General features: G+C 34.1%; 16 protein-coding genes, 1 tRNA gene and 3 pseudogenes. 6 read left to right on the forward strand and 14 right to left on the reverse strand.

Going from position 1 to position 17081, the window contains the following annotated elements; genetic code table 11:
- The first annotated feature begins 113 nt into the window (after positions 1-113).
- Positions 114-199, forward strand: a tRNA-Tyr gene (locus tag CIN_RS07140).
- Positions 200-475: 276 nt separating this feature from the next.
- On the opposite strand, the gene CIN_RS07145 is transcribed toward CIN_RS07140, so the two are convergent.
- The 5 genes and pseudogenes from CIN_RS07145 to CIN_RS07155 all read right to left on the reverse strand — a co-directional run bounded on the left by CIN_RS07145 (position 476) and on the right by CIN_RS07155 (position 2406).
- Positions 476-751, reverse strand: coding sequence for a hypothetical protein (locus CIN_RS07145; RefSeq protein ID WP_008854404.1), 276 nt, complete (start codon positions 749-751; stop codon positions 476-478).
- A gap of 27 nt (positions 752-778) precedes the next feature.
- Positions 779-916, reverse strand: a complete 138-nt coding sequence (locus CIN_RS11920) for a hypothetical protein (protein ID WP_008854405.1) — start codon at positions 914-916, stop codon at positions 779-781.
- Positions 916-1068: pseudogene (locus CIN_RS12210) on the reverse strand (hypothetical protein); the annotation flags it as partial. The pseudogene CIN_RS12210 and the gene CIN_RS11920, both read right to left, overlap by 1 nt.
- A 318-nt stretch (positions 1069-1386) precedes the next feature.
- Positions 1387-1596 carry a hypothetical protein gene (locus CIN_RS07150; RefSeq protein ID WP_008854406.1) on the reverse strand — a complete coding sequence of 70 codons (210 nt, stop codon included), beginning with the start codon at positions 1594-1596 and terminating at the stop codon, positions 1387-1389.
- A 63-nt stretch (positions 1597-1659) separates the two neighbouring features.
- Positions 1660-2406 (reverse strand): integrase core domain-containing protein, encoded by a 747-nt coding sequence (locus tag CIN_RS07155; protein ID WP_211475709.1) that lies wholly within the window; start codon positions 2404-2406, stop codon positions 1660-1662.
- Between the two features lie 551 nt (positions 2407-2957).
- Here CIN_RS07155 and CIN_RS12085 point away from each other — a divergent pair.
- Together CIN_RS12085 and CIN_RS07160 are read left to right on the forward strand one after the other, a co-directional pair.
- Positions 2958-3509 (forward strand): annotated as a pseudogene (locus CIN_RS12085) (FGGY family carbohydrate kinase); the annotation flags it as partial.
- A 15-nt stretch (positions 3510-3524) separates the two neighbouring features.
- The gene (locus tag CIN_RS07160) at positions 3525-4238 is read left to right on the forward strand and encodes an FGGY-family carbohydrate kinase (protein ID WP_245527830.1); all 714 of its coding nucleotides are present in this window, start codon (positions 3525-3527) and stop codon (positions 4236-4238) included.
- Positions 4239-4241: 3 nt separating this feature from the next.
- Here the strand turns inward: CIN_RS07160 and CIN_RS07165 are convergent.
- A pseudogene (locus CIN_RS07165) lies at positions 4242-4967 on the reverse strand (sugar-binding transcriptional regulator); the annotation flags it as partial.
- 286 nt (positions 4968-5253) lie between these two features.
- Between CIN_RS07165 and CIN_RS07170 the strand changes: the two are divergent.
- Positions 5254-6057 carry an N-acyl homoserine lactonase family protein gene (locus CIN_RS07170; RefSeq protein ID WP_211475711.1) on the forward strand — a complete coding sequence of 268 codons (804 nt, stop codon included), beginning with the start codon at positions 5254-5256 and terminating at the stop codon, positions 6055-6057.
- Positions 6058-6106: 49 nt separating this feature from the next.
- On the opposite strand, the gene CIN_RS07175 is transcribed toward CIN_RS07170, so the two are convergent.
- From CIN_RS07175 to CIN_RS07205, 7 genes are all read right to left on the reverse strand, one after another.
- Complete coding sequence (locus CIN_RS07175; protein ID WP_008854413.1) at positions 6107-7231, reverse strand: zinc-dependent alcohol dehydrogenase family protein; 1125 nt, start codon at positions 7229-7231, stop codon at positions 6107-6109.
- A 200-nt stretch (positions 7232-7431) separates the two neighbouring features.
- Positions 7432-8049 carry an SGNH/GDSL hydrolase family protein gene (locus tag CIN_RS07180; protein WP_008854414.1) on the reverse strand — a complete coding sequence of 206 codons (618 nt, stop codon included), beginning with the start codon at positions 8047-8049 and terminating at the stop codon, positions 7432-7434.
- Positions 8018-9658: an SGNH/GDSL hydrolase family protein gene (locus CIN_RS11500; RefSeq protein WP_050798384.1), complete on the reverse strand. Its 1641-nt coding sequence runs from the start codon at positions 9656-9658 to the stop codon at positions 8018-8020. Before CIN_RS11500 ends, CIN_RS07180 begins: the two co-directional genes overlap by 32 nt.
- Before the next feature lie 60 nt (positions 9659-9718).
- Positions 9719-10063, reverse strand: a complete 345-nt coding sequence (locus CIN_RS07190; RefSeq protein WP_008854416.1) for a hypothetical protein — start codon at positions 10061-10063, stop codon at positions 9719-9721.
- A gap of 123 nt (positions 10064-10186) precedes the next feature.
- The gene (locus tag CIN_RS07195; protein WP_008854417.1) at positions 10187-11020 is read right to left on the reverse strand and encodes a hypothetical protein; all 834 of its coding nucleotides are present in this window, start codon (positions 11018-11020) and stop codon (positions 10187-10189) included.
- A gap of 14 nt (positions 11021-11034) precedes the next feature.
- Positions 11035-11913: a glycerophosphodiester phosphodiesterase gene (locus CIN_RS07200; RefSeq protein WP_008854418.1), complete on the reverse strand. Its 879-nt coding sequence runs from the start codon at positions 11911-11913 to the stop codon at positions 11035-11037.
- A gap of 123 nt (positions 11914-12036) precedes the next feature.
- A complete protein-coding gene (locus CIN_RS07205; RefSeq protein ID WP_008854419.1) occupies positions 12037-13047 on the reverse strand; it encodes a hypothetical protein in 1011 nt (336 codons plus the stop codon).
- Between the two features lie 263 nt (positions 13048-13310).
- Between CIN_RS07205 and CIN_RS07210 the strand changes: the two genes are divergently transcribed.
- Together CIN_RS07210 and nagA are read left to right on the forward strand one after the other, a co-directional pair.
- Positions 13311-14201 carry a BadF/BadG/BcrA/BcrD ATPase family protein gene (locus CIN_RS07210; protein ID WP_008854420.1) on the forward strand — a complete coding sequence of 297 codons (891 nt, stop codon included), beginning with the start codon at positions 13311-13313 and terminating at the stop codon, positions 14199-14201.
- A 265-nt stretch (positions 14202-14466) separates the two neighbouring features.
- A complete protein-coding gene (gene nagA / locus CIN_RS07215) occupies positions 14467-15582 on the forward strand; it encodes an N-acetylglucosamine-6-phosphate deacetylase (RefSeq protein WP_008854421.1) in 1116 nt (371 codons plus the stop codon).
- A gap of 123 nt (positions 15583-15705) precedes the next feature.
- Here the strand turns inward: nagA and CIN_RS07220 are convergent, their stop codons facing one another.
- Positions 15706-16746, reverse strand: a complete 1041-nt coding sequence (locus CIN_RS07220) for a hypothetical protein (protein ID WP_008854422.1) — start codon at positions 16744-16746, stop codon at positions 15706-15708.
- Positions 16747-17081 lie beyond the last annotated feature (335 nt).

Here is a 17081-nt window from a genome sequence, read left to right on the forward strand (position 1 = left end):
TAAATTATTAAAAAATAAAACATTATAAAAAAAATGAAAAATTCTCCAGTAAAAAGTTATTTATTTAGTTGACAGTCGATAAGTAAACCTGTTATTAACCTCATATCTTATACGGAGAGGTGCCCGAGTGGCTAAAGGGGGCGGACTGTAAATCCGCTGACGTACGTCTACGTTGGTTCGAATCCAACCCTCTCCACCATCCATGTTGTTTAACATGTTGATTTTATTATATATTTCCTTGAAAATTAAATATACCCCATCATAAAAGCTATCTTATGTTTTAAACTTATCATTCAAAGCGATTACAATAATTTCTTAGTATGATTATCATCATCGCTTATTAATTGATTCAAATCTTTTTAAATTATTATAAGTTATTAAATATTCCCTCCAACCCCTTTAAATTTTTCAACAAAAGCAGATATTTTTTGAAATATGGTTTGTTTCTTAGTTAAGTATTGAGGATTCAATGGACTCATTTTGGGTAAATAGCTTCTTGACCTCCTGCGATAAACTCTACATTGATAATTGCAGGAGGATTCTCAGGATCCTCATAATCGCCATCTAAAAAGATTCTATATTGTTCCAAAGCATGCAAAAGCTGTGCTCTGGTCATCAAAACTTGTGATTCTTCGGCATATTCCGTACCAATAAAAACATAATCCCCAGTAATGAAAACCGAAAAAGCATTTCCCTCACCAAAGTCACCATCTGGTGCACGGCTATGTTCTAAATCTGTTAAATTATTCACCCAAATATCAATCGAATGGGTAGAGTATTAAATTTCAGCTCCCCAAAAAGCTGCTATTGCCCCCGCACCATCAGATGTTTCATCTTTATTATTCGGATTAGTGCCAGACAGGCCAAACCATTTAAAACTTTCACTCCACCAAGGATATATTTTAGCTGTAATCATTATTTTTTCACTCCTATATAAACTGGGTATGCTGTTGCAGCTGAACCATCTTTGTTATAATAACCTTCTATCTTCATTCCACTTGATGACGCTCCCTCCCATTGACCTGGCTTTCCTTTCGGTTTTGCATTTGCAAAGGCACTTTGAATTTCGGACGCTGCCTTAGATTTATCTCAACTTTGTGGAAAGAATGTTGTTTCAGATTTTTTAGGAACCCATTCCCCCGTCGCAGGATCTCAAACAGAAATATACCCAGAACTTACACCATTTTTATCCGCTGCACCCGTCCATTCCGTTACCTTAATATCAGGATAATATCTCCAAAATCCTCAACTGTCGTGCCCCATAGCGGACAGCATTCATAATCAGGCATTAATTTTACGCTTCCTCTTAGGTTTGCACCCACAATATATCCATTACTACTTGTTACTGTTGCAATAGACTCCCATTGAACGGCAAATAAACTTAGTTTATTTTAAAAAGTTACGATATGTTACTTCATAACCATTGCCCAACTCTGCTTGTAATTTTTTTTGTAAGTTATCACCTTGTTTTATAAACGCAGTTTTATCTTCTAAACTTTTAAAGTCAGAATTTGCAGGATCATCATCATTAAATATCCCATCATATTCATCTGACCAATCCAATAACTCTTTTTTCAAAGCATCACTGATAGGCAAGATATTAGGATCAAAATCTCCTACCTCATAATCTGAATCACATGTATGAATTGACTGCGTTGTTTACAGATTTTGTTTAAAATAATTATCCAAGACTTCATAAGGTGTTTTTCCTAAGATGCCTTTATGAGGTTTAACAGTGTTATAATAATTTATAAATCGTTTCAACTTTAGTTTTCGATCTTGAGTATTAACGAAACTCTCTTTTTCATGCCACATCTCCATTAGAGTGCGAATAACACGTTCTGCTTTACCATTGGTTTGCGGGCAAGCGGGCTTAGTAAACTTCTGGTTAATTTGATGTGTATAACAAGTTTTAACGAATAGATGCGCTGGCGTGCCTTGATATTCTCTCCCATTGTCAGAATAGACACATTCGATCGTATAAGGGCATTGAACCAGCACATCATCTTGTAGAAACTGAGCTGCACTAAACTGGGATTTATCGCTGTAAATACCTGCATATAATTCACGGGAGAAATCATCAATACCCACAAATAAATACTCACGAGTGTGTTGTTTCGTCTCATTCTTTAATAAAGGAAGGCGCTTTGTATCCACATGCAGCATCTCTCCAGGATAAGATTTGTTATAACGTTTAGCTTGCCGTCTGAGTTTATCTTCAAGGGTTTTCTCAATCTTAGCAAGGCGTTTAATGCCATATTTAATCGTCTTATAGCGTTCATTAGCACTAGCCATTGGCACAAATAATTGTAGCCGAGCACCCCTCAACACAATATAAATCGTAGGGCGGCTAACCATAAAGCGTTTAGATAGATCGGTAACCGTTATTTTCTCTTGATGATGCAAACGCCATATCTCTTCTCAATGATACAGCGTAAGCTTCGTCTTCCTGTGCATGTCCATTACAATAATATCTCATATCACTGTAAACAACGCGATCAATTCCTACAATTAAAACATATAAAAAGATAATATAATAGTAGCTTAATAAATTGGGTGCTGTCGCAAATTTTAAAAAATGTCAAATTTTAGAAAAAATATTGAAAAACGAATTTTGTTAATCTTTTGAATTATAACGATGTTTTTTATTATTAAATCAATTTAAAAGCTTAATTTTAAAGAAAAAATAAAATTTGTGACAAGACCGAAAATATAGAATACTTCGAAATATAAAAATAAAGCTCTCGTTATATGTTTTAAATATTATTTAGTATCAAGATAAGGATATAGAAATGAAAAAAGATATCGTTGCTGACGTTGATTCTTCTACTCAGTCTTGTAAAGTTATATTGAGACATATTGAAACGGAGGAAATACTTGCACTGGCCCGTGCAGCACATCCACCAACCACGCCTCCTTGCAGTGAACAAGATCCACAAGCATGGTGAAACGTATTAGTGGCTGCACTGAATGAATTAAAATCATGGTGGCCTCGTATTGCAGAAATATCTATTGGTGCTCAGAGACATGGATTGGTTATGTTAGACGAGCATGATCAACCTTTACGTCCAGCAAAACTGTGGAATGATACGGAATCTGAACCTCAAGCAAAAAAATTAAGAGAGACATTGCAAGCAGCGACTTGGGTCAACTAACAGGCTCTATTCTTGGGCCAGCCATGACGATTTCTAAGCTCGCATGGACAGAAAAATTGTCCTGGCCTACTTTCTAGATGTTGCCGTATTATGCTGCCATTTGATTATTTAACGTATCGTTTATGTGGAAATGCGGTCACTGAACGTAGTGGAGCAACAATTACTGGATATTTTAATCCATTTAAAAATTGCTGGGAACCACAGCTTGCTCACTTGATTAGTGATAAATTAGATTGGGAAAAACTTTGGCCTAAAATTGTTCCTTCTAATAGTAATGTTGGTACTGTTATTCCTGAAACTGGATTAGATGAATTAGTCGGTGCTATCGTTTGCGTAGGAACTGGCGATAATATGTCCGCAGCATTAGAGATGAATATCCAACCTGGTGATACGGCTATTTCCATTGGAACCAGCGGAACACTTTATGGAATTAGTATTCGTGGCGTTATTGATGAAACAGGCATGATTAATGGATATGCAGATGCCGCAAATCGTTTCTTACCTATGATTACAACGTTAAATTCTGCAAAAGTCACCGATACTTTTTGTAAGCTTTTACGGATCAGCAATGATAAATTTGCTGAACTCGCATTATCAGCACCAGCAGGCGCAAATGGACTTTTGCTTATTCCTTGGTTAGACGGAGAAAGAACACCCAACCTCCCTAACGCAACAGGTGAACTTTACGGATTACGTACAACGACTGATGCCAAAGATATTGCTAGAGCAGTGATAGAGGGCGTCCTTTGTGGATTACTCTCTGGAGGTAAATTATTACAACATCATGGCGTGGATGCATCGGGACGTTTAGTCATTACGGGCGGTGGCGGAAAATCAAAAGCATACTGTCAAATTCTTGCAGATCTAACTGGTAAGTCTGTATGGGTTTCCCCTATTGGAGAGACTGCCGCTGCAGGTGCTGCCGTTCAAGCTGCTGCTGCAATTAACGGGATTAATAATGCAGAAATGGCGCAACGTTGGAATGTGGATTATGAAAAAGTGGCTGATCTTAAGCAAAATGGAAAATTTGTTTTTGAACGTTATTATGCTTTTGTCACAAACTTACTAAAAGAGAAGAAATAATCTTTATTCGTTTAGTAATTTAATCGCTGTATTAAAATCGGTAATTAGCGTACTTAATAATCCTGATTTTAATGCAGCCGAAATGGCCTCATATTTTTCTTTTCCACCAGCAATTCCAATAACATTTTTTGCTTCTTTTAATTGTTCGCTGGTAATTCCAAAACCTAAATTATCAATGGGATTGTTTAGAATATTTCCTTGGGAATCAAGTAAAGAAATACAAACATCTGCGCAAACATCTTTATGGATTAACTCATTTTTCCACTCTTCTGGAAAAATGTTAAATAGACTGGATGCACCAGACTCCCAGGAGCCTATACCTGTCAAAATAATATCTAATTTAGAATATAAACTACATGCTTCCGTAATATAAGTATCACTGATTAATTGTGATTTTAACTCTTCATTTTCTACCCACATTGGTAAATAAATAGGATGTGCTTTTCCTTGACTGATTGCTGCCATTTTATGAATTAAATCAATCAGATCTTGGTTAAATTCGATCTTAGGATGAACACCAGAAAGTTGTACAACATCTAAGGGAGGAATATCATGCAAATGATTAATAGTGCTAGATAGCACTCGCCCCCACGCAACACCGACCTTCATATCTATTGTTAAAATAGAAGCAAGGTAATCCGCAGTAATCTGCCCTAATTTTTCATTTAATTGCAATTGATCTTCTGATGAATCCATCATGGACAACACAATGGCATGCTTTAAATTATATTTTCTTTCTAAATTTTAGACTCTGTACAAAAGGTAAAATCGCTACAAAACTTTATTCATCTAGATTTTATCTACAATTTTCGTACTAAAATAAAAACTCTTAAGAGACAAAATCGTTCTATTTAACAAAATTATGCACATACCCAACACTTTTAAAAGATTGAATTTAATTTAATAATTATATTTTTGTACAGTATATTTTAGAATATGTTTTATAATAACAACAACTTCTTTTGATAAAATAATACTCCTACATGTTATTTATAAACAATAAAAATGAGAGGCAATGATGGAAGAAATTAAATTATATGCCATGACTTGCGGATGGATTACTATGCCAGCGGGTTTCTTTCTCTCTGGGCAAACTGGGAATCTAGCAATCCCTATTCCTAGTTACTTTATTGAACATCCTAAAGGCACGATTTTATTCGATACAGGATTAGAAACCGCGCTCCAATCCAAAGATCCAGATGTTATCAGCAGTGCTTTAGGAGCATTTGCAGATCTGACCACGGTTCAATATCATCCTGGCGAAGAAGTTTCTGCAAGACTAGAAAAATTCGGTATTGATCCTAAAAAAATTAATTTTATCATTAACTCACATCTTCACTTTGATCATTGTGGTGGCAATGCTGCCATCCCAAATGCACGATGGATTCTTCAAAAAAGAGAGTGGATCGCTGCCAATAATGAAGAAAATATCGCCAAGAAAATCTATACTCCCCATCAATATGATTTAGGGCACGACCGTATAGAAGTTGATGGTGAATATGATATCTTCCAAGATGGAACACTGATCTTAATCCCCACTTATGGACATACAGATGGCCATCAGTCCTTAAAAGTAAAGTTAGGCGATAAAACCATTGTGCTTACTGCTGATGCTTGTTATCTCAAGCACTCTTTAGAAAAAATGGCCCTGCCAGATGCAATGGTTGTCAGCGACCCAGAAAGAATGCTTAAAAACTATAGACTTTTTAAATCTTTACAAGAAAAAGGTGCAAAGATTATCTTTGGTCACGACCCTACTCAATCTCCAACGCTAACAGACGGAGAAATTAAAAGAATTTATCCAGAAGACATACAATAAAATGAAGGCGTATTGAGTTTTTCGTCTCAAATACGCCTTAGATTTTTAATTAAAAGATAATAAGTTGGCGAATTCCTTCACCATTAGCTAGGCGTTCAAAACCTTCATTGACATCTTCTAATTTAATACGATGCGTAATGAGTTTTTCAACAGGCAGTTGCTTGCTCACCATCATCTTTGCAAAACGAGGAATATCACGTAACGGCACGCAAGACCCTACATAAGACCCTTTTAATGTTTTTTCTTCTGCAGTTAAGCTCACGGCTGGAAAACTTAACTCTGCTTTAGGATGAGGAAGCCCCGCCGTAACGGTTTGACCGCCTCGTTTTGTAATATCATATGCAAATTTTAAAGCAGGAACCGCACCCGCCAACTCTACGGCTAAATCAACACCACCAGGCACGATTTTATGAAGTTGTTCAGTCGCATCAGCATCACTGGGGTCAATCGCGTAATGTGCACCTAAATCCAGTGCAAATTGACGTTTTTCAGCATTAATATCCACCGCGATCACTTTTTCAGCTCCCGCAGCCAACGCTCCCAATAAAGCAGCTAATCCAACCCCACCAAGTCCAACAACAGCACAAGTTTGTCCTGCTTGTAATTGTCCCGAATTTAAAACCGCACCAACACCTGTTAACACAGCACATCCTAAAACGGCAGCTGTTTCCAAAGGAATTGATTGATCAATTTTTACACAAGATTCTTGAGCAACAACAGCATGAGTGGAAAAGGCAGAAACTCCTAAATGATGATTAATATCTTCACATTTAAATTGAATATGTTTCGTTCCCCCTAAAAGCTCGCCTTTACCAGAGGCAACAGCACCAGGCTCACACAAAGCAGGTCTTCCCTCTGCACAAGGAACACAATGTCCACATGAAGGGATAAATACCATCACTACATGATCTCCTGGCTGAAAGCGTGTAACATTAGGACCAACCGCTTCGACAATACCAGAAGCCTCATGCCCCAATGCCATTGGCATTACACGTGGACGGTTACCATTAACCACTGACAAATCAGAATGGCACAGCCCCGCTGCAACTAATTTAACAAGGAGCTCTCCACTTGCAGAAGGGCTGAGTTCTGCTTCAACAATTTCGATTGGTTTTGAAGTCGTATACGGTCTGGGCAAGCCCATTTCACGCAATAAAGCAATTTTCGTTTTCAACAAAGGAACTCCTTTATTCTAATAAATATAATATTTATCAGAGTAGATCAGTTTGGCCGAATGTAAAATAAATTATTGTTGTATGATTAATATTTATTCAAACTTGTAAATATTAATCAATATACACATCAATAACGACAACAGAGTATAAAAAAGACGCTAATTGCGCCCCATTTCATTCTTTATTTATCTTTATAGCTTTACCCTAAAATATTATAAATTTTATTTAAAATAAAATTAGAAAGCTTTTCCATCCCTAATGCATTTGGGTGGAGACCATCAAAGAAACAGTTTGTTGTTAAATTTGAAAAGCAATACCGAGTATCGATAACTTCATTTCCATAAAATTGCGCTGCTTTAATAATCACGTCAGCAAAATCCCACACCGTATTTCCATTTGAATTCTTTCCTAAACTTGGAAAAGTTCCAGTATTTGTATAATCACCTAATGGTGTTACCCATACAAACCGAGCATTTGGACATTGTTGATGTAAATTAACCATTGCCGTACATACAGCATCTGCAAAATAGCCAGGTAGGAACTTCGCCTTTGTAGGATCATAGGTTCCAATCCCAACACCACCTCTAAAGTCATTAATACCCATTAAAATAACACAAAGATCCGTATCCGTAGGTAAATCTTGAATCCTTGTTAATAACGAATTCGCGGTTGTTAACCATTCAGGATTAGAAATCGCACTGGCTCCAATAGAATTATTAACACCTAATGTTGCACCTGTTTTATCAATAATTTGCTTCCACCAAGTTTGATCTACTGCTTTAACATCACTTGTAGTGATATACGTTATTTTTAACACTATACCCTGTAAATGTTGTAATACTATCCCCAAAAAATGATACTTTTTTACCAACAAGATATTGAGATGACTTAATAACATTATCTAAAAACTGTTTATTCTTAATTTGAAAACCAATATTTAAATTAGCATTGTTATTTGTCCAATAAGGTTTACTTTCAGGCACATAAACATAAAACCCTTTATCCACACTCGTCGCATAATCTGCATATTTAAATGTCCCAGTATCCCCTTTTTCAGAAATTGCAATATATTGTTGTACTCCCACTTCAAAATTAAGATCATACCAAATCTGATCTTTTTTCAAATCAAGTTTAACTTGTTGAATAATTTTAAAGTCTGAACTTTTAGGATTCTCCACTAATGAAATCGTAAGTGTTCCCTCTTTAGATACAATTACCCCTATTTTTGTAACCGTCTGGCCTTGCCACGCAGTTTGAGTAACAGGAGTAAAATAGCAATATTCTAATACACTGGTTCTCACTAAAGTAGAATCTGTATTTAATACTATAATATTTTCATTTAATTTAAATGCATTCACCAACACTTCTAAATTTTTAGAATCTTGATCATTAATTTTTTCTTCAACAGCACTTAATGTTTGAACATTATTTTGTATTTGAGCATTAAATAACCCAATACGATTAATATTGTTGGTAATATAATTTGCTAAAAGCTCTGCTCCTAATGCATTTAAATGCAAACCATCCCCAAGATATTTATTTTGATTCATAGAGTTAATACCAAGACCACGAATATCTAGATATTCAACACCATAATAGTTACATACTTCAATAATTCTGTTCGTATATGTATCTACTGTTTGTCCAGCGTTATTATACTGAGTATTATTCGATACGCTCGTAAATCGCTTTAAAGGCGTAACCCATACAAATTTAGTCATTGGATAATTTGTTTGTAAAGTTACAATGGCGTTACATAATGCATCTGTAAACTCACTGGTATTAAACGTTGTTTTCGTCGGATCAAATGTTCCAAACGAAACCGCATTCCCTAAATCATTTGTACCCATAAAAATAAGACAAAGATCCGTCGCTGAATCAATAGCATTTAAACGTGTTTGTAAACTTCCATTTCCTCCTTTTGATACTCTTGATCCTGAATATGAATTATTATTTAATAAAGTAGCACCTGTATTATCAATGAATTGATTCCACCACGTTTTTTGAACAGTATCAACACCATATTTGGGATATAAAGTCGCATAACCTGATGGGATATATCCTTGATAGGTCGTCATACTATCTCCTAAAAATGAAACTTTTTTATTACTTAAATAAAGCATTTTTTGATTAATTTCATTTAAAGTCGAAACTTCATAACCAACTTTAATTTCAATACCCATATTGAGGTCACTTATACTTGACGACCAATTTTTTGATGCTGGATCATAGTAATAAAACAAACCAGTCGTTACACCTGTTCCAGAATATGCAAATCTTCCTGTATCTGTTCCCTTAACAATAGCAATATATTGGTTTGTACCCACACTCCAATTAAGATCATACCAATCTTTACCCAACTCTAAATCAATAACTATTGATTTAACTTCTTTAAAAGTAGAACTATTAGGGTTTTCAACTAACATGACACTTAATGTCCCTGCGGTTAGAACTTTAAAACCTAATTTTAAAACAGTTTTTCCTTGCTAATCTGATTGATTAATGAGTGTAAAATAGTAAGTCGATACTGAAGACGATCTTGTATATGTTTGATTAATATCTGTAATAACTTTATCTTCATTATCACCGACAACTCCAAAAGCATCTATAATTGTTTGAACTTGCTCTTTATCTGCCTGAGTATATCCTCCATCCTTACCATCTGCTCCTCTAGGGATGAAAAAATCCAGTGTTGTAATATTATCTTTAACACTAGAAGTAACATTAGCATCTAATCCAGCATCAATTGTTTCTGTTTTACCGACTTTAATAGTTGGTGTTACCCCATCTAAAGCGACCTCATCTTGCTGGTCATCAATTATATAAGACATGCTTTATCATTCCTTTTGTTGTCTTTAAAACAAAAAAAGCCGCCCAAAATGGACGGCTATTAATATAAAAATAAAGACGCCAGCGGCGCCCTATATCATATTTTATTAAATTTTTACTTACTTTTAAATTGTATAAATATTATAAATAAAACTTAGCACTTTCATAGCGCTGGTTTCCCAATCTATAAACGCTCCCGTTGCCTTATCAGTAAATTTGATTTGCAAAGTTCCTGCTGATCGATCAAGCATTCCAATTGTAATATCATATTTATTAAAATCACTTGTAGAAGGTTCATCAAGACAAATATTTGCATCAAACAAAACAGAAGAACGTGTTCCTGAAGTTGCTTTTAAAAGGCTGTCTGTAATCAAAATTGTATATTTATCTTTCCAAGCGATACTTGCAGGGGAAATCATTGGTAAATTTTCATTCTCTTCAATAACAGGAAGTGCCCCGGCAGCAGAGGCATGAACTCTTAATAAACCACCCAAAACTTCACGTCTAACTGGAAAATACGAATTTTCAATTAATACTTGTGCTTCTGTAAATAATCCAGAAATCAACGATGATCTAAAATGTCCAAAAGAGCATACAATATAATCACCACTTTTGACGGGTTCATTTACCGTTAAAGATACCGTATATTCTTTCAGCTCTTGATCAAAAACAAAACTATCACTTGCACGATAATAATCTCCATTTCTAAACCACTGCACCGCAAATCTAGGAGCAGTTTCTGCATATTTTTTAGTCTCCCCTAATGCACAAGCTTTGACTTTTAGAGTAATTGTTTCACCAAATTGTGCTGGTTTACGCCAATACATATAACAATTACTGTTTGTATCTGATGATGAAAATGTAAAGCTTCCATCCTGATTATCAATAATAAGACCATTATTAGTAATAGCTTTTTTAAATTGTGAAAAATTTTTTCCACAAACTGGGATCATAGTCATTAGGTTTATCCTTATTAAAATTTAAAACTTGGTTTATAATCACAAGTAATCGTTGTTAAACCCATATCTATGGCTTTGATATAAGTCACATTATTTGATGCTGTCCAACCACATAATCCAACACCAGCATCATGTACTTTCTGAACTTTTTCTTTTGTTAAATTATTAATTTGCCAAAGAATGACACCATTCCCAATATCTTGCATTTTTTTGATACTATCGTCCAAATTCTGCCCTTCCTCATAAAAATCTAAATAACCCACACGAACATCAGGATCTATTGAGCGAACATGTTGAAGCACATCCAATTTACCATTCTCCCAAGTTGCAAGCTTACTTAACCCATATGATTTCACCAGCTTCACCATTTGAGTCACTTGGTCTAATGTTTGAAAACGTTTAATCTCTGGATAAAATGATCTATTCACTTGAGCAAGAAACTCACACCATTCATCAAGTGTACTTAATTTTACTTGATTATAATAAGGCGTTCCAACCAACCCTTTAAAACGTAAAGCACGCAACTCTTCAAATGTAGATGTTTGAACTTCAATATTTTTATCTAGCATTGTATCTGTATTATTATTGTGCCAAATAATAAACTTACCATCTGTAGCCGTTGACTGAATATCAAATTCAAAAGAAACATTAGGATCTGCATTATAAGTCATGCGTGCATTGTAAACATTATTTTCTACAATATTGCAAACACCACCTTTATGCATAACATGCTCGATTGGCCGATTAGGAAGCACATAACCTCTTGCGAAATGTGCGTTATTCACTGTATTTTCTAGATTTGCATAAGGAAAAGCATTAGTCGCAACAGATGCTGAAGTCGCCATTTCTAAACCTATACTATCATTACCCAAACCGTTTGAAGTTTCTGACATAATTTTACTGTCCTGCTTTTAATAATAAAAATAAAAAGCCACTCAAAATATATTGAGTGGCTCATAAAAAAGTTAAAAAAAGACGCTTACGCGCCCTATTTCATACCTATTTGTATTAAAATCTTAATTTAATACATTACCCATTGCATCACACCATTCCTCACCATTCCACCAACAAGGTTTTTTACTTGTAAGATCGAACGATTGTGTTCCAATAGCAATATTTGCTGTTTTAGGAAGGGATGATCTTTTATCTGCTGGAATGAAAGGAACTCCTAATACTCTAGCTCTAGACAAATCGTTACTATCTTCATCAACAATAATTGGTGTAATAAAACCATCTTGCTCAGTATCTTCATCTGATTGTGTAAAGAAGTTCGTTGCCAAAGCAATTGTTCCTGCCATATACGGCGATGAAACTGTATCACACTCCCCACGAGCTAAAAGCATTCTAATATCATTTAGTTTTTTAGGTAATACTCTAAATAATCTAGAAGCATAAAACCAAGGATCAGCAGGACTTAATGTACTATTACCATCACAATGAAGATGATCATGCCCAATCAGTTTATTCGTTCCTATTAGTGCAATATTTTTTTGTTCACCTTTAGCATTTACATAACCTCCAATTTTTAATGCCATCGCAAATCCATCGATATTATTATCTATTGTTTGATCTGGGTATAAAAAGATATCCACACCTTGATAATCTTCTACATCTACTTGATCATTAGACATCCCCCCCATCATTTCAGTACCATACATTCTCGCTTTATTAAGATTGATATAACCAAACTGATCAGAATCTGTTCTAAACTGGCCAAATACTGGCGTTTCTCCACCTGCTAATGTTTTAAAATTTGGAATAGTCACTTTACCGGGAAGATTTAATCCATCATTCATCTGAACATCACCATCAAATTCAGTTAGACGATTTTCAGCGTCAATAACCATAAAATTTTTCAAGCCATGTTGAAGTGCATCTATTAATAAAGTAACTTTAGAATCAGTAACCTCTAAAGTAGTAGCTTCTCCACTTTGAATTGTATAACTACCAACATTTAAATTAACACTACCATTATCAGTAGTTGTATCTGCTAAAGTTTGATTTTTTTGTTCTGTATCATTTGACATAATTTTGTCATCCTTAAAATAAAAAAACCGTTCAAACAAATTGAACGGTTTATAAAATAAAATCTTTAAAATTAAGATAAAATAATTCTATCTTAGTATTTATACTACTACAATAAAACAAAAGTGTCTATTTATTTAAAGAAATCATTACTTACCATTAATTATTACTTTAATATATTAATACATTCAAATATAATTCTTTATAGTAATTACTATAAAGAATTATATTTAAACGTTAAGAAAGCTTTATAAACAGGTAATCTATGAAAAAATTACGAGATTTATTAGTCTGTATGGATGGTGGCGCTACCAAAACTATTGTTCAATTAAGAACAATCGACGGTAAAATTTTAACAGAAGAAAAAGGTGCCCCAGCGAATATTGCTAATAATACTAAAGCAAGCTGGAACTCTGTAATAACAATATTACGGAGTTTAGAAGCACGTCTTGATTTATCCCCTTCAAATGCTAATTTATATGGTGGCGGTGGCTTTGCGGGTGCAGATGTTCCCACAGCTGTTACAAATTTTATAGAGCATTCCTATAGATTTAAAAAACTCATTATTCAAACAGATGCCTACACCTCGTGCCTAGGAGCACATCACAAACAAGATGGAGCTATTATTGCTGTTGGAACAGGAACTGTTGCTTATGCAATCTCAGGCAAACAATCCTCTAAATTAAGTGGTTGGGGGTTCCCTCAAGATGATCAAGGTGGTGGTGCATGGATTGGCCTCCAACTGATTTGTGATATGTTACAAACTATCGACGGACGAAAAGAAAAAACAAAACTTACTCAAGAGCTTTATAACTATTTACAAGAACAAGGCCATAATCCTATGCTCTGGGCTGTAGGAGCCCCCCCAACACAATTTGGATCTTTAGTGCCTTGGATTGTCAAAAAAGCCAATTCCGGATGTCAAGAAGCCAATCAACTCCTAGATAAAGCAGCAAATATTATTTCTCATTTAGCACGTTGCCTTTTAAAAAATGAATTTGCAAATCTTCCATTATGTTTACTAGGAGGAATGTCCGATATTTTACGTCCTAGAATGCACGATAAAATACGAAATATCATTATTCCTGCCAAAGGTAATTCTCTTGATGGCGCTTTTTATTTAGCACTAGAAGCATATCATACAGAAAAACATTAACCATATAGAAATAATCATTCGTCTAACTGTAAAAAACAATATAGCTCTTACCACTCTGTTTGTGATAAATTATATTAAACAATATTCTAAATTTATTGTTTATCTGCCTATATTCATATTTGCAGTAATACAATTATCCCTAGAAGCTATAAATTTCTAAAATTTTTTTCTTATATTATGATGATTTATTAGAGCGTTTATGAATATTCTACTTTAAAACCCGATTAATACACCCAGATTTTAGCCTCAAACCAAGGATCAAAAAATGAAAACGCTTCAAGGACGTATTATTTTAAAAGATCATATCGTCACAGGCTCTCTTTCTTTTGATCATTATTTAAGAGAAATAGACACAAAATCATTGAGCAATAAAGATCCTGAAGATTATATTTTACCAGGTTTTATTGACGGGCATGTACATGGCGGAGATGGCGCAGACACAATGGATGGCGCTGAAGGAATTAAAAAACTCTCTAAATTTCATATGCAGCACGGCACAACAACGATTTTACCCACTACGATTACACGCCCTTGGAACGAATTAATTGATACATTACGTGCCTTAAAAGAGGTTCAAAAAAGCAATTCTTCAGACCTTCCTGATATTCGAGGCGCTCATTTAGAAGGCCCTTTTATTAGTGAAAAAAAGTTAGGAGCCCAGCCTGCGTTTACATTATGCCCCACCCCATCAAAAATCCAAGAGCTGATTGATTTAAACATCGTTCGAGTAATTACGATGGCCCCTGAAATTAAACAAATTGATCAAGCTATTCCTTTATTAACCAAAGCTGGAATAAGGATCAGTTTAGGACATACAGCCTGTAATTATGATCAAGCTTGTCATGCCATTAACACCATTCATGAGCATCATGGAACAGCTGCCGGAACGCATTTATTTAATGCTATGGGAGGCATTGAAGGGCGTATTCCTGGACTAGTTGGTGCATTACTGGATAATAATAAAGCCTACGCGGAAATGATCTTTGATACTCACCATGTTCATCCCGTTAATTTTCGTTTAGCTCACCGCTTATTCCCCGATCGCCTTTTATTTATTACCGATGCAATGCGTGGTGCAGGCATGAAAGAAGGTATTAGTGAATTAGGAGGACAAAACGTCATTATTAAAGAGGGTCAAGTCATGGGAATGAACGGTCATTTAGCAGGAAGTGTTTTAACACTGGATCAAGCATTCAGAAATGCTATCACCCACGGTGCCACTTTACCCGAAGCCACAAAATTACTCAGCACCAACGCTGCACATTATCAAGGACTAACAGATCGTGGAGAAATCTCCATCGGTAAACGCGCAGACCTTATTGTGATGAACACTAACTTACAAATAGAACAAGTCTGGGTTGCGGGTCATCGTATGGTTTGAAATTTGATATATATTATTAGTTCATCCTCACTTACCTAATAATATATATTCTGCTTGATCAATAGTCATTCTCTATGAAAGCCAAATTTTCTTAGGCCATTGCATTTTAATATTACAATACATTTATTTTCTAATAATATTATTGAAAAAATCCTTAAATTTATCACAGTTTTCCTCTAATTTTAGCTCATGACAAACTATATCAACCCCCAATCCATCAGAAGTTATTTCCATTCTTAATTCGTGAAATTTAATTGTAAGTATATAAGTTAGACAGGTTGTATACATCTGCAATAGTAATTGAATTAAACCAAAAGCTTCTCTATAATCTCCATAAAAGATACCTTTATTTTTTTCTATTTTAATAATATCTTTGTTATTTGTTGATAGAAAAGAATTAAATGTGTATGTTTTTTCTCCATAATACACAAAACCTGTATGCACCGTATTTCTAATTTTGTTAATACAATTTAATGCATTGTAAAATCTTGAAAATTCCTTTTTAATAGCATTTTTACTTATTTTTTCTTGAGTTTCTAAAATTTTTCTTACTACACTTACAATTTTTTCTATTTTTGCTCTTCCAAACAAATATATAGGACGTGACTTGCATATTTCAGTATGTAGTTGAGTAATATTCTCTTTACAATACTTTTGAATTAATTGAAGCAGTTCCTCATTTTTTTGATCAACCTGATTTCTTTTATCCTCTTCATTAAGACAATCATATAACTTAGCCATAAATTCTTCAAAGTTACTATAAAAATGTACAACATAATTATTAACTAAATAATTAATATAATGTTTTCTTTTGTTTGCTAAGTATTCCTCTGTTAAAGATAAGCCAGCTTCTAGAATTATTTTTTCATCTTGTGTATAATTTTTACCATTTTTATTAAAGTAATTTAAAAGATCATGAGTACCATCATGATTTGTTAAATTTTCATCAAGTAACAAAGAGGCTATCAATATTTGCAAGCGAGACATTTCACCACTATAGTAAGATATAGCATTTATAAATGTACTATCTTTTTGGTAAGCAAAATTTAATAATTTTTTATGTTTCTGCTCGCAAGAACCAAGGTAAGATATTAATAAATCTAATCTGTCTTTAGTGAAAGAATCAGGTTCAATAAAATCAGGTGATTTTTCATTGCACATCATTAATATCCTTATTTTTAATATTACAATACATTTATTTATTATGTTATAGTTTATAAATATTACAATAAAGTTACAAAAAATCTTCGAATGTTTTACATTAATACTATTTGTTGATAGTTTCTATAATTATACCACTTATATGACATCAATTTTAAAAGTAATATACAGACATTAATATCAATAAATTAAATGATTTTAATGGTGTCCACGGCGACTGTCGAAATGAACGAAATATTCATTTATAAACTAATATTTTTTAAAATTAAATATATTAATATACCCCACTTTATACCCCCACATCATTAACCAGCTCAAAAGGCGTTAGCACTCTTTAA

Origin of the sequence: Commensalibacter intestini A911 (genome assembly GCF_000231445.1) — a bacterium.
Taxonomy (GTDB): Bacteria; Pseudomonadota; Alphaproteobacteria; order Acetobacterales; family Acetobacteraceae; genus Commensalibacter; species Commensalibacter intestini.